Source organism: Mucilaginibacter gotjawali, from assembly GCF_002355435.1.
Taxonomy (GTDB): Bacteria; Bacteroidota; Bacteroidia; order Sphingobacteriales; family Sphingobacteriaceae; genus Mucilaginibacter; species Mucilaginibacter gotjawali.
Map to the genome: position 1 here is coordinate 2,019,821 of NZ_AP017313.1, position 13,136 is coordinate 2,032,956.

Here is a 13,136-nt window from a genome sequence, read left to right on the forward strand (position 1 = left end):
TTTCGGACCTTAATTATAAGTCGGCCCAGCCGGTTGGGGGAAGCAATTTATTGTTTTCGCCAGGGTTTTTGCTTGATACTGTTTTCAATGAGCCGGATAACCACAGGAAAAACTCACGGAATGCCAGGCCACGCAATTTTAAAGGTGCACGTACGGATAATTGCCTTAGTACATCAAAATTGGCGCCTTCTACCCCTATTGCAAAAAAAGCAAAACGGTTTTCGCTCTCGCCCTCCCGCACAAGTTGAGCCGCAAGGCTCCATGCGTCGGTAGGGGCGCCGTCGGTTATTAATATGATCCAGGGTTTGTAATAGCCCACGCCACGTTCCTTATATAGCTTTTTGCGTTTGTTTACCAGGTCTATACCTAACCTGATGGCTGCGCCGATAGGGGTATCTCCGCTGGCGACCAGCTGTTTCGGGTAAAAATTATCTACGGTTTGAAAATCCGATTCATAAGACACCGGCCCAAAGGTAACCATGGCCACTTCCACGCGTTTAGCAGCAAGGGGGTCAAGTTCCAGTTCCATTTTCAGGGTATTGATCCCTTCATTCAGCTGGCGGATCGGCTCGCCGCCCATCGAGCCTGAAGTATCCAGTAAAAGCATACAGGGGCATCGGGATTCGGGATTGTCAGCAAAGTCGTCGGCGCCAAAAGGCAATTGTTCAAAAGAAATATACTCGTCCATCTGATTTCAGTTCCACACAGTTTAAGGACGTAAATTTAAGGATTTTGAGTGATATGGGAAAAGGTCGTTAAGAGAAAAGCGAGATGTGGACAACCGTATCACGACACAGCATATCGGTCGTGGAATATGTGGTTTTTATTATTGAAAATCAATAAGTTACAAATACTTTACTTTTTACTGCTCTTACTTTTTTTAAATCTGCTGCATCTATATAAACCACATTAACGTCATTGGCTCCTTCATGCTCATTAACTAAAGCTTGCGAGATCAGCCAATAAAATTTTTTCGTTTTCTTATTATATTCAAAAGTTACTCTGTCAATTGAGTCAAGATTCTTTTGTGCCTTCCTTGCAATTTGAATCAATTTACAATAGGTGAAAGATTTATCTATCGGTTTATAAAAACGTTTTGACGGAAAAATAAACGGAGTGATAATCTTCCCGAATCTATCAACTGCTACTATGATATTATAGCCGGTTAATGAGTCTGGCTCAAACGTGTACGAATAAGTATATTTAGTTTTATAGTGTTTAAGACTGACTTGAGCGCCACTATCAATAAATAGTTTCAACCTTTCCGGATAGCATACACTTACATCGTTAAATTTTAAGTTTTGATAAAATTTATTCCCTGCAAATTCTTTAATTGCCTTATCAACCTTAATTTTAAACTTTAACGCGTTTGCGGGAGCTTGACGAATATCGATCGCTTCGAATTGAGTATTCCATTTTTTGGATGTATCACCTTTGAAAGCGAAAGAATACGAAGGAGTGAGATAACCGTAGTCGAAAAATAAGCCATCTTCGCTCCAAGCTATCTTCCCGCGATCTAAACACTGTGAAAACGTAGTTAACGCCGAAAAAATCAGTAGAGAAACGAATAATAAATATCTAAACATATCTATAGATTGATAAAAAATTATCGGCCGCGCTAATGATTTACCGTTTTGGCAAACAATTTTTCGCCGGCCTCAATAGCCACCGCGAGGTAATTTTCAGCAGGCGGTTTAGGGCATGAATATTTACCGGAGAACGCGCAATAGGGGTTGTATGCCTTATTAAAATCTAACATCATAGTGGCGCCTTTAAAGTCGGCGGTATTCAGGTCGATATACCGGCCGCCGCCATAAGTGGTATTGCCATTGGTATTGTCAGTAAAGGGCAAAAATAAATAGTCCTTATAAGCGGTTACGTTTGCCAGGGCGATGCTGCGGTATACGGTAAGCTGCAATTCCTTTCCATTCAGCCTGAAGTTGAGCAACGCATAGCGCACATATTGCTGGCTTGCGCCGTTAAAAGTAGGCATCATAAAAATGGACTCGCCGGTAAGGTATTTCACATCGGCGGTAACGCGATAACTGCTGTCGGCATCATAAAAACGCAGGAATTGCAGGTCATCTTTTTTGAGTGGCGAGCTCGCATCCGTCAAAAAGTCGTTCTCATAACCTTTCCTGAAGGCATTTATCCGCGCCTTGTAATCCTGGCCGAAGCTTTGCAAAGCGTTGCCTAAAAGTATTACCAGGATCAAAGGCTTTAACAGTTTATTGATAGTGTGATAAAAGTTCATGGCTAAAGGTAAAATGTTTTGCTGAAATAGTAATTCACAGCGCTATTATTTTTCCAGACCGCCCGCAGCCTGAAAGCCCGCGTATAACATAAAGGGTATGATTTTAAATCCGTTGCATCAAAATTTACATTCGGTTGGATTGTCGCCTTCAAAATTTTTCGGTCAAATGCTTCCAATACCTTTTAGGGATATGCCTCAAATGCAGCGGTGTATTTTTGCGGGCGGGGATGTTAGCGCTGTGGTAATAGTTTTGCCATAACCGCTGGTAAAGGTCTTCGCCGGCATTAAAAGACGAGACTACATTGGCCGGGTTGTGTGCTTCAGAAAAATCAATGGTTACAAATTGCGTGTCGTGCAGGTCGTAATACAGACCGTATTTTCGTTTGCTGTCAAATATCATCCATTTCTGATCGGCATACCGGTTTTTAAAGTGCCTGTTCAGCAAGGGTAACACATTAAAATCAGGTTCAATACCAGCGTAATATATATCATCCTTTAATCTTTGAAAACGCACAAATGCTTCCATCCGGTGCTTTTCGCGGCGCATCATCCCTACAATTTCAGATACGCGCTGTACGTATTTATTACCAAAGTTCTTCTCAATATTAACCGGCGAATCGAAAGCGTATTTGATAAAACCGGCGAGGGTATTTTCATCGCCGGCTATTTCCGCAAGGTGAGCAATGTACAAACGTCCGATGCCTGATGGCGATAATTTTTTTTGTAATCCCTTTAACACCCGGCCCGCACGTACCTCATCGGTTTTCACGATAATCACATTTTCAAACATCGCGCTGGTGTTATTTTCACCGCGTTGCAAACTTACCCGCGTTAATTTGTGAGCATAAATTTCGAAAATCGCGGTCAACAACCCTTCAAAAGTGCCGTCGTATATCAACCTGGTCATTTCAAAAAATGCTTAACTGCCCGGGTTTATTTCTTAAGTATTTGCTGTGCGAACCGGCCAGTATAAACTGTTTGATCCTGGTGCCTGTTAAGTCACGCCGTTCAAAATCATTGCTGTTGCAGGTAATAAAATACCGGGCCCGGTTGGTGGCAACGCCAATGATTTTCAGCTGCTCCCAATTCAGCCGGGCAAATTTGCGTGCGCCGACAATTTTTTGTGCCGATAAACGCCCTATACCGGGCACCCGCAAAATCATCTGCAGGGGCGCGGTATTAATGTCGACTGGAAAAGCGTGCAAATTCCGGATCGCCCAACTGAGTTTTGGATCGATGTCCAGGTCGAGCATCGGGTTTTGCTGGTCTACAATCTCGTTCACATTAAACCCATAAAAGCGCAGCAGCCAATCGGCCTGGTAAAGCCGGTTCTCGCGCACCATGGGTACGGCAGTATTTAAGTCCGGCAGGCGTTTATCGGCCAGTACAGGCACATAACCCGAATAATAAACCCGCTTTAGGTTATAGTTTTTGTAAAAATGATCGGCGGTATGCAAAATCTGCACATCATTTTCGCGCGTGGCGCCAATAATTACCTGGGTACTTTGACCGGCAGGGGCAAAAAGCGGGGTGCTTTTAAATAACTTTTTTTCTTCGGCATACTGTATCAGCTCGTTTTTTAAAAACCGCATCGGGTTGATCATGTCCTGCCGGCTTTTATCCGGGGCTAAAAGTTTCAATCCGGCCTCCGTTGGCATTTCCAGGTTTACGCTCAGCCGGTCGGCATAGAGGCCGGCCAGGCGCATCAAATCGTCGCTGGCCCCGGGGATGGTTTTCAAATGGATATAACCGTTAAAATTTTGTTCCGTCCGCAGCTTTTTGGCCACCAGTACCAGGCGCTCCATCGTATAATCGGCATTTTTAAAAATACCCGAACTTAAAAACAGTCCCTCGATATAGTTCCGCCGGTAAAAGTTGATCGTAAGATCAACCACTTCCTGTACAGAAAATGCCGCGCGTTTAATATCATTGCTTTTGCGTGATACGCAGTAAGCGCAGTCGAAAATACAGTGATTGGTTAGTAAAATTTTTAACAGCGAAACGCAGCGCCCGTCCTCGGTATAGCTATGGCAGATCCCGTTGCTGGCGTCGCCCAGCCCTTTGTTGCTGTTTTTACGGTTACTACCGCTCGAAGCACATGATACGTCGTACTTGGCCGCATCAGCCAAAATGTTCAGCTTCTCCTTTATCCTGTCTGCATCCATAAATCAAAATTACTAATATTTTTAGTATTTAATGCAGCTATGGAATACTTATCCGGTTTTATTCCGTGTAGTTTTAAACTAATAAGCTAATCCAATAAATGGCGATATTATATTAACATTATTATTAAAACCTTATCCGGTATTCGTGGTTCCATCAGAGACGACATTGCATTCAGCATTTAATCCCGTCTTAAAATCAATAAATATCATGAAAACTTTTACCTACCTGCTGTGCACCGGGCTGTTGCTTATGTCCTGCAGTTCAGTATTTGCGCAAAAATATAAAGCGCCCGCCGACACGATCAAATTAAACGTGGAATACATAAACGTTAAAAATGATATCGTTGACTTAAACAGCCAGTTAACCATCGCACAAAACAACCTGCCCGGTATTCAAAACAAGGCAAACGCAGCCGGGGTAAACGCCCAAAGCGCGGCAACGTCAAGTAAGTCCGATGCTGCGCAGGCAACCAATGGAAATATCAGGGACGCGAAAGACGCAAAAAACAGTGCTAATGAAGCTTATGACAAGGCAAAAGATGCACGGTCGGCCAATAATAATGTTGGGAAACAGGACAAAAAAATAAAAAATCTTATAGAGAAATTGAGGAAAAAAAATCTAAGGCTAAAGGAGCTGGACGAAATGCGCGTAAACATTTATGCGCAACTACCGGCAAATTTACACCAATAATTGCAAAGCCATATCAGCCGCAGGCGCTAACATTCCTGCGGCATTTTTATGATTACCTGGTATACCAGGGTCGGTGCATGTCTTTTCCAAATCAATGACTGATAGATAATTGGCTATTGAGTTATTGGTTTTTTGGTTATCTTCACTGCTGTAAACCCAAAATATGCAGCCTTTACCCCTGTCAAAACGCCCGGTGGATATTACACTGATCGTTTTCTTTTGCGTCAACCTGTTTTTTATTACCTATATCGTTGACCTGGAGCAACTGGTGATTACTGATCCCAACCATTTTCAATATCCCATATGGCCGCCGGCAAAAATGGTGGACCTGGTGCACTGGTACGGCCGCAATTTCGACCCGGTATTGATGGCCCGGCCGGCCTGGTGGCGCGCAACGATCTGGATCGATTCGATCTTCTTCGGCCCGTTTTATGCCTTCGCCATTTATGCTTACTGGAAAGGCAAAAACTGGATCCGTTTTGTGAGTATTGTATGGGCATCGGTAATGCTGACCAATGTAAGCATCATCTTATTTGAAGAAGTGAACGGCGAACACGCCACACCGCAATTGGCGCGCGTACTATTATCAAATGCGGCATGGGTTATTTTCCCGGTAATTGTAATGTACCGGATGTGGCGCTCGGTGTACCCGTTTTCGGCGAAAACGGGATAAAGTATAAGTTAGAGCCGGGAAAAGAGCCAGGAACCAAGAGAATAAATCTTAAGACGGCAGTTTGAGTGTAATTGATTTCAAAGATTTAAACTCAAATGCGTCAGGGATTGAAGCGGATACCGGCCAATGCGCTTAAGGCCTGAAGCCGTATGAGCGGAAAGCCCGCCCGGACGCCCAAAAATCAGAGATCAGTGAAACTGGAGAATAACCACCTGTCTTTTTTGCGACAAAAAACATCGATATTCATTCAACTCTTTATAACCATATCAACAATGTACGTTTGCCAACCACCAGTAAAATCATCAACACCAAACCAACAAATACCACCCCCTGCCAAATAAAATTCTGTTCACCCTATTTATTTCAAGAAAAATAAAATTTTCTATTGACAAATTGATTTTTACTTGTACATTTACGCCGCAAACAAAAAAACAATGAAGTTTAACAATGCATATTTTTATGGTTACTACTTTTACTTTACCAGTAAGAGCCGGGACTAATATGCATCAACAACATATAAAGAAACTGAAAAGTCCCGGCCAACAACCGGGACTTTTTGCTTTAATGCTTTTTTATGAAACACGATAAACCAAGAGTTGCCATCCAGGGGATCCGCGCTTCCTTCCACGAAGAAGCGGCGCTAAAGTATTTTGGTGAAAATATTCATACTATTGAGTGTAACTCTTTTAAGCAAACCTTTGAGGCTTTGCAAAATAAGGAGGCTGATTATGTAGTGATGGCTATTGAAAACAGCATCGCCGGCAGCATATTGCCAAACTACTCGTTGTTGCTAAGCTATGCTTTTCCGGTAGTGGGCGAAATTTACCTGCCCATCCAGTTGCACCTGATGGCTTTGCCGGGCGTAAAGTTTGAGGATATCAAATATGTAACTTCTCACCCTATCGCTATCCGCCAGTGTGTTGATTTTTTTGACGAATACCCGCATTTAAATATTGTGGAAAGCAATGATACCGCGGCTTGCGCCAAACGTATCCGCGACGAACAGTTAACAGATACCGTTGCCATCGCCAATACTTTAGCCGCAAGGCTTTACGGGCTTGACGTGCTGGAGCGCCGCATTGAATCGAACAAAAAGAATTTTACCCGCTTTTTGATCCTCACCCATCATGAAAATGTGACCAAAAAGCAGCCTAATAAAGCTTCACTCTGTTTCCAGGTGAGTAATAAGGTGGGTTCATTGGCCAAAGTGCTCAATATTTTTGCCGAAGAAGGTGTTAATATGAGTAAAATACAGTCGATGCCGATTTTAGGAAAACGCAACGAGTATAATTTTTATGTGGATATTGAATGGGAAGAACAAAGAAATTATGACACCGCCATACGGCAGATTTTAAAGTATACGCACAACTTCAATATACTGGGTGAGTACCAGCGGCATGAAGAGGAGGGACCGGCAGTGCCAAAACCGGTTAGAAGTGAAAAAGTTCCGAGGACTTATATTAATATGAAGAAGATGAGTTGAGGGGAAAGTCCGGAAGCCTGCCGGCAGGCAGGTCCGAAAGTCGGAAAGTCCGAAAGAAGCTGCATCTCAAAAGAATTCTTTGTAAGAGTTGAGAGATCAAAAGAAGCCTGATATAATTTAAAATATAATAAAGATTAGTTAACCACAGACAAATAAATCTTCCGGACTTTCGGTCCCGATAGCTATCGGGATCACCGACTTTCGGACTCAAAAAACAAAAAAACGATGAAACTGGATTTAAACATACAACCGCTAAGTTCCTGGATAAAAACAAGCAGCGAACCATTATTAATTGCAGGCCCCTGCAGTGCCGAAACAGAAGACCAATTGGTAGCAACAGCACACTTATTGGCAAAAACGGGCAAGGTTTCGGCATTACGTGCCGGCATCTGGAAACCACGTACCCGTCCGGGTGAATTTGAAGGTATTGGCAGCATTGGCCTTAAATGGCTGCAGCGCGCCAAAGCAGAAACCGGCTTGCCAACTGCTATTGAAGTGGCTAACGCCAAACACGTTGAAGAAGCATTGGAAGCAGGTGTTGATATTTTATGGGTGGGCGCACGTTCAACAGTTAACCCTTTTACCGTGCAGGAAATTGCTGACGCGTTAAGAGGTGTTGATGTACCGGTAATGGTAAAAAACCCTGTAAATCCTGATCTTTCTTTATGGATCGGTGCTTTAGAGCGGATCAACCAGGCGGGTATTACCAAGCTGGCTGCAATCCATCGCGGGTTCTCTTCACACGAAAAAAGCGCGTTCCGTAACGAACCTATGTGGGACCTGGCCATCAGCCTGAAAACACACGCGCCTGAATTGCCGATCATCAATGATCCGAGCCATATCACCGGCAACCGCGACCTGATCGGATACATCGCGCAAAAAGCGCTTGATTTGGATATGCAGGGATTGATGATCGAATCGCACATCGACCCAACTGTAGCCTGGACGGATGCCAAACAACAGGTAACGCCTTCGGCTTTGGTGGATATTATTATGAACCTGACTTTGCGCAAGCCTGAGATCCGCAATGCTGAGTTAAAGGATAAACTGGCCGTATTGCGTACCCAGATAGATAAAATTGACGACCTCGTGATCCAGAAAATGGCGGAGCGTATGCAGATCGTTGAGCAGATCGGCAACTACAAAAAGGATAATAACATCACTATTTTACAGGTTAACCGCTGGGATGAGATCCTGAGAAAAGGCGTTGACTACGGAAAAGCTTTAAAACTGCATGAAGATTTCACTGAAAAATTATTGGAATTGATCCACAGTGAATCTATCCGCAAACAAACTGAGATAATGAATAAAGATAAAGCCGGCCAGGAAGCGGATAAATTAACACACGCGTAAAGCATAAGGCCTCACCCTGCCCTCTCCAAAGGAGAGGGTAAAAAAAGGTTAAAAAAGAGCGAAGTTCAAGTCCTCTCCTTTGGAGAGGATTTAGGTGAGGCCACAGGGCAAAGTACAAAATAATGAAACATAACATCATCCTTACCAAAAAAAGCAAATCGGTAATAGGCACGGTACATCTCACGGGTTCAAAAAGTGAGTGTAATCGCGCGCTGATCATCGAAGCGTTAAGCGGCGGTAAGGTAAAAGTTGAGAATATTTCGGATGCGGCAGACACAGTGACGTTGTTGCAAGTCTTGAGTCATAAGTCGAAAGTCGAAAGTCAGGAAAAAAACGACTCAGGACTTGAGACTCAAGACTTAAGACTTGTAAACATTGGTCCCGCCGGTACGGCAATGCGCTTTTTAACCGCGTATTTCACGTTGCAGGATGAAGAAGTGATATTAACCGGCAGTGCGCGGATGAAGCAGCGCCCGATAGGGATTTTAGTGGATGCTTTACGTGAGTTGGGGGCCGGGATCGACTATGTTGAAAACGAGGGTTTTCCACCCATCAAACTGAAAGGTAGCTTAGTGCAGCTTTCCAATAAGGTCAGTATAAAAGGAAATGTAAGCAGCCAGTACATCACGGCGCTTTTGCTTATAGCTGCCCGGCTGCCTTTCGGTTTGGAACTTCATATTGAAGGAGAACTAACCTCCCGCCCTTATGTAGAAATGACGCTGACTATGCTGCAATCGGCAGGCATTCAACATAGCTGGACAGGTAATGTGATCAGCATCCCCAACCAGGACTTTGCCGAAACAAGTTTGCATGTTGAACCGGATTGGAGCGCGGCATCCTACTGGTATGCCATAGCAGCTTTAGCAGATGATGCCGAACTATTTTTGCCGGGCCTAACACCGTACAGCTTACAGGGCGATAGTGTGATCACCGAGATCATGGCTAACTTTGGTATTACCTCGCAGTTTAAGGATGGCGGCGTATATCTCACTAAAGAAGTAAAACCGCTTGCCCGTAAAATATTCGACCTGAAAAGCTGCCCCGACCTGGCACAGACCATTATTGTAGTATGTGCTGCGCTGGGCCACGAAGCGAGTTTTACAGGACTTGAAACCCTTAAAATAAAAGAAACCGACCGCATAAAAGCTTTACAGAACGAACTGGCAAAAATTGGCGTTAAGCTGATTGAAAAAGGCCAGGTTTATAAACTGGACTGCAGCAAAAAACAGATCCCCGAACGTATATTTGTCGACACTTACGAAGATCACCGTATGGCAATGGCCTTTGCGCCCCTGGCCCTATTGATCCACGAAGTTGAGATAGAAGATGCTGATGTGGTAGAGAAATCGTACCCGGCATTTTGGAAGGATTTGGAGAAGGTGGGGATCGCCCCTCCCAACCCTCCCCGGTAGGGAGGGCTTTTAGAAGTATAATTTGTTAAATAAATAAAAAAATTAAAAGTCTCCCCTACAGGGGGAGATTTAGAGGGGGCTTATGGCAGGCAATTCATTCGGGCAAATATTCAGGATCACAACTTTTGGGGAATCGCATGGCGAAGCTATCGGCGTAATTATCGACGGCTGCCCTTCGCAACTGGAAGTGGACCTGGATTACATACAGGGCGAACTGGATAAACGCAAGCCCGGCCAATCAAAGATCACCACACAGCGCAAGGAAAGCGATACCGTTAAGATACTTTCAGGTGTTTTTGAAGGAAAAACTACGGGTACCCCCATAGCGATGATCATTCCTAACGAGGACCAGCGCTCAAAGGATTACACCCACAATGTGGACGTTTTCCGCCCATCCCATGCGGATTATACCTATCAAACCAAATATGGCATCCGCGATCATCGCGGCGGCGGCCGTTCGTCAGCGCGGGAGACAGCTGCACGTGTTGCGGCTGGTGCTTTGGCTAAGCTATTGCTAAAAACACAGGGCATCGAAATTGTTGCCCATGTGAGCAGCGTAGGCAAGATCAATGCGCCGGAAGTTGAAGTTAAAAATACGGACCAGTTTGTTGAAGAACGCGAAAAAAACATCGTGCGCTGTGCCCATCAGGTAGTTGCGGCCGAAATGATAGAATATATTGACGGTATCCGCAAACAGGGCGACACTGTTGGCGGTAAAATAAGCTGCCATATCATCAACTGCCCTGTTGGTTTAGGCGATCCGGTATTTGACAAACTGCATGCCGATTTGGGTAAAGCGATGTTAAGCATCAACGCGGTGCATGGCTTTGAATATGGTTCGGGATTTGCCGGCAGCGAAATGCGCGGATCGGAGCATAACGATATCTTTTCAAAAAACGATTCGGGCGATATCGGAACCCTTACCAATTTTTCCGGCGGTATCCAGGGCGGCATCAGCAATGGCATGCCCATCGAGTTTAAAGTTGCCTTTAAACCGGTAGCTACCATTATGCACAACCAGGCGACCATTGACAGTGAAGGCAATGCTGCCGAAATATCCGGCAAAGGCAGGCATGACCCTTGTGTAGTTCCACGCGCGGTGCCAATTGTTGAGGCAATGGCAGCGCTTGTTTTGGCGGATCATTGGTTGAGGAACAGGCTTACAAAGCTTAACGATTAATGCTGAAATGGGGTCATATATTATTTATTTTATTTGAACCCCAGGCTAAGCGATACAACATCCGATACCAGGTCAGTTGTTTGTGTATAATGCCCGTACCGTACTTCTAACTCGTGCAGGCCCTTCACTCCAAAAACACCGCCAGGTGGCGCTACCCGGAAGCCTACGCCATAAAATTGGCTTTTAAATGCGGCATATTCATAATTGCTGGTATAATAGGGGCTAGCCTGGCTTTGCATTTCATAGGGTGCAAAATACCTGGCCGCGGTTTGCGTATAATACCGGTAAAACGGAGAAATAGAAAAGAAAGGAGAGATTTTGTATGCCACTTCGAGGTTTGCCGTATTTGACCTTGTTCCCCAGCTGTCAGCATAATACCGGTAATATGACCGGAGGATAATATTATCTCCAACAAAATAGTTGGCCCTGAAGCCTAATGGCAGCTTAAAGCGTGTGGAAGGTAATTTTTCTATCGCTTCGTTACCGTTTGAAAAGTATACCCTGTGAAACGGAAGGCTTAAAAAGCCATTCTGGCCAACCACATCCGCTAAAAAGGCAATCTGTAAACGGGAATTGATAATTTGGGAATATTCAAAAGCAGCCGAATATGTTTTGCGCGGGCTGGTCCCGAAATTATCCCGGTGTCCCTCGCCGTCCCCGTGTTTACCCGTGACCGGTATAACGGTACTGACCGGAGCCAGTTCAGAAGGGTAGATCAGTGTTACATTGTCAAAATAGCCCTGTAGTTTTGCACTGAATTCACCAGCTTTATTATCCGTTTTTACAGAATAATGCACATCGGCGCCAATCGACTTATAATTGTATTCATTCGAATAATAAGCTCCCACGCCAAAGGTGTTGCCGGTTTTAGTGTTTTCAACCGTCCAGTCTAATGACGGATAAACCCTTGTGCCGCTCGGTCTTGATGCGCCGGTTTTTGAAACATAGGCCTGGGACGCAGAGGTGTGCACATCAAATCCAAGTCCTGCGGTAAGCGTATTTTTATGATTATTGCCGTAGGTATTAACGAAGTTCAAAGTGATACCGTTGGCAAAATCAGTTACTTTTTCGGTCCCTATACCGCCGGTAACAGCAGAGTGATTGCCATTTTGCGAGTAGTAGCTGGATACAAAATTAACTTCATCAAGCCTTAATTTCCGTGGATTGAATTGTGTTGAATCCTTTTTTGGGGCAGGAGACTGGCTATACGCAGGTTTATAGGCAGCAGAATCCGGCTTGATTTGTGCATAAGCACCAACCCGGCAGATGAATGAAAATCCGATGACGGACAGAAAAATTTTTCTCATTAAACGTTAGCTTGGAATATTAGATAGGGCGGCAATTAAGTTGTTTAAAACCATCTTTACTTCGTGGTAGCCGAGAATGAAGCGATTTGTCCAACAAAACTTTCAGCTGATTCATTTGGGAAACCATCCCAGTCTTTTAGCACTTTCCCGTTTTCGTCCATTAAAATTGTATAAGGGAATTTGCCATCGGGGTTATATTTATCCGCCAGTGCTTCATTCTTTTGGGTTTGCTCCTTGCTTAACTGATTTTTTTCTGTCTTGGAAAATCTGCTCTTACCAATACTAAGTTATCAGCGGCGTATTTTTCAAAAGCTTCATTTTCAAGGATTTCTTTTCGCTCCCGGATACAAGGGCCGCACCAGTCTGAGCCGGAAAAGTTGATCAGGATAAGCTTATGCGTTTGTGCAGCAGTGGCTTTAGCTTCATTAAAGTCGCCCAGCCAGGTAACATTTGAAGTAAATAATACTCCTGTAAGAATGGAAAGAATCAATAGCCTCATTGTTTTGAAAATATTTTAGTTGTTATTAATAAGTACAATGTTATCCTGACATTCTGTACCCAACATGAAAATAGCCTTATTTAACCTTTTTTAACATTTGTGCAATACCATATGTAAAA

The 13,136-nt window shown here is 44.1% G+C and carries 13 protein-coding genes; 6 read left to right on the forward strand and 7 right to left on the reverse strand.

The genetic code is table 11. The features are described from left to right. Positions 1-13: 13 nt before the first annotated feature. The 5 genes from MgSA37_RS09390 to MgSA37_RS09410 form a co-directional block, all read right to left on the reverse strand. Positions 14-688, reverse strand: coding sequence for a vWA domain-containing protein (locus tag MgSA37_RS09390; protein WP_096351456.1), 675 nt, complete (start codon positions 686-688; stop codon positions 14-16). A 148-nt stretch (positions 689-836) separates the two neighbouring features. Continuing rightward, positions 837-1,586 carry a hypothetical protein gene (locus MgSA37_RS09395; protein ID WP_096351458.1) on the reverse strand — a complete coding sequence of 250 codons (750 nt, stop codon included), beginning with the start codon at positions 1,584-1,586 and terminating at the stop codon, positions 837-839. Between the two features lie 32 nt (positions 1,587-1,618). Continuing rightward, positions 1,619-2,254, reverse strand: a complete 636-nt coding sequence (locus tag MgSA37_RS09400) for a DUF1684 domain-containing protein (RefSeq protein ID WP_232010824.1) — start codon at positions 2,252-2,254, stop codon at positions 1,619-1,621. A 148-nt stretch (positions 2,255-2,402) separates the two neighbouring features. After that, entirely contained in the window at positions 2,403-3,161 is a 759-nt protein-coding gene (locus MgSA37_RS09405) for a TIGR03915 family putative DNA repair protein (protein ID WP_096351459.1), read from the reverse strand. Between the two features lies 1 nt (position 3,162). Further along, the gene (locus MgSA37_RS09410) at positions 3,163-4,419 is read right to left on the reverse strand and encodes a putative DNA modification/repair radical SAM protein (RefSeq protein ID WP_096351460.1); all 1,257 of its coding nucleotides are present in this window, start codon (positions 4,417-4,419) and stop codon (positions 3,163-3,165) included. A gap of 208 nt (positions 4,420-4,627) precedes the next feature. Between MgSA37_RS09410 and MgSA37_RS09415 the strand changes: the two genes are divergently transcribed. From MgSA37_RS09415 to aroC, 6 genes are all read left to right on the forward strand, one after another. Next, on the forward strand, positions 4,628-5,110 hold the full coding sequence (locus tag MgSA37_RS09415) for a hypothetical protein (protein ID WP_096351461.1): 483 nt from the start codon (positions 4,628-4,630) through the stop codon (positions 5,108-5,110). Between the two features lie 163 nt (positions 5,111-5,273). Then, positions 5,274-5,783 (forward strand): EXPERA domain-containing protein, encoded by a 510-nt coding sequence (locus MgSA37_RS09420; protein ID WP_096351462.1) that lies wholly within the window; start codon positions 5,274-5,276, stop codon positions 5,781-5,783. 574 nt (positions 5,784-6,357) lie between these two features. Continuing rightward, positions 6,358-7,266, forward strand: a complete 909-nt coding sequence (locus MgSA37_RS09425; protein ID WP_096351464.1) for a prephenate dehydratase — start codon at positions 6,358-6,360, stop codon at positions 7,264-7,266. 225 nt (positions 7,267-7,491) lie between these two features. Continuing rightward, entirely contained in the window at positions 7,492-8,619 is a 1,128-nt protein-coding gene (locus MgSA37_RS09430; RefSeq protein WP_096351465.1) for a chorismate mutase, read from the forward strand. A gap of 122 nt (positions 8,620-8,741) precedes the next feature. Then, positions 8,742-10,031 carry a 3-phosphoshikimate 1-carboxyvinyltransferase gene (gene aroA / locus MgSA37_RS09435; protein WP_096351466.1) on the forward strand — a complete coding sequence of 430 codons (1,290 nt, stop codon included), beginning with the start codon at positions 8,742-8,744 and terminating at the stop codon, positions 10,029-10,031. Between the two features lie 82 nt (positions 10,032-10,113). Then, positions 10,114-11,211: a chorismate synthase gene (gene aroC, locus MgSA37_RS09440; RefSeq protein ID WP_096351468.1), complete on the forward strand. Its 1,098-nt coding sequence runs from the start codon at positions 10,114-10,116 to the stop codon at positions 11,209-11,211. Between the two features lie 29 nt (positions 11,212-11,240). On the opposite strand, the gene MgSA37_RS09445 is transcribed toward aroC, so the two are convergent. After that, positions 11,241-12,518 carry a DUF3570 domain-containing protein gene (locus MgSA37_RS09445; RefSeq protein WP_096351470.1) on the reverse strand — a complete coding sequence of 426 codons (1,278 nt, stop codon included), beginning with the start codon at positions 12,516-12,518 and terminating at the stop codon, positions 11,241-11,243. A 238-nt stretch (positions 12,519-12,756) separates the two neighbouring features. After that, positions 12,757-13,017, reverse strand: a complete 261-nt coding sequence (locus MgSA37_RS29065; protein ID WP_232010825.1) for a thioredoxin family protein — start codon at positions 13,015-13,017, stop codon at positions 12,757-12,759. Between the last annotated feature and the right edge of the window lie 119 nt (positions 13,018-13,136).

Bases quoted from the DNA above. Each gene is read 5' to 3' on its own strand.
- MgSA37_RS09390 (WP_096351456.1), bottom strand. From the start codon at position 688: ATGGACGAGTATATTTCTTTTGAACAATTGCCTTTTGGCGCCGACGAC.
- MgSA37_RS09395 (WP_096351458.1), bottom strand. From the start codon at position 1,586: ATGTTTAGATATTTATTATTCGTTTCTCTACTGATTTTTTCGGCGTTA.
- MgSA37_RS09400 (WP_232010824.1), bottom strand. From the start codon at position 2,254: ATGAACTTTTATCACACTATCAATAAACTGTTAAAGCCTTTGATCCTG.
- MgSA37_RS09405 (WP_096351459.1), bottom strand. From the start codon at position 3,161: ATGACCAGGTTGATATACGACGGCACTTTTGAAGGGTTGTTGACCGCG.
- MgSA37_RS09410 (WP_096351460.1), bottom strand. From the start codon at position 4,419: ATGGATGCAGACAGGATAAAGGAGAAGCTGAACATTTTGGCTGATGCG.
- MgSA37_RS09415 (WP_096351461.1), top strand. From the start codon at position 4,628: ATGAAAACTTTTACCTACCTGCTGTGCACCGGGCTGTTGCTTATGTCC.
- MgSA37_RS09420 (WP_096351462.1), top strand. From the start codon at position 5,274: ATGCAGCCTTTACCCCTGTCAAAACGCCCGGTGGATATTACACTGATC.
- MgSA37_RS09425 (WP_096351464.1), top strand. From the start codon at position 6,358: ATGAAACACGATAAACCAAGAGTTGCCATCCAGGGGATCCGCGCTTCC.
- MgSA37_RS09430 (WP_096351465.1), top strand. From the start codon at position 7,492: ATGAAACTGGATTTAAACATACAACCGCTAAGTTCCTGGATAAAAACA.
- aroA (WP_096351466.1), top strand. From the start codon at position 8,742: ATGAAACATAACATCATCCTTACCAAAAAAAGCAAATCGGTAATAGGC.
- aroC (WP_096351468.1), top strand. From the start codon at position 10,114: ATGGCAGGCAATTCATTCGGGCAAATATTCAGGATCACAACTTTTGGG.
- MgSA37_RS09445 (WP_096351470.1), bottom strand. From the start codon at position 12,518: ATGAGAAAAATTTTTCTGTCCGTCATCGGATTTTCATTCATCTGCCGG.
- MgSA37_RS29065 (WP_232010825.1), bottom strand. From the start codon at position 13,017: ATGAGGCTATTGATTCTTTCCATTCTTACAGGAGTATTATTTACTTCA.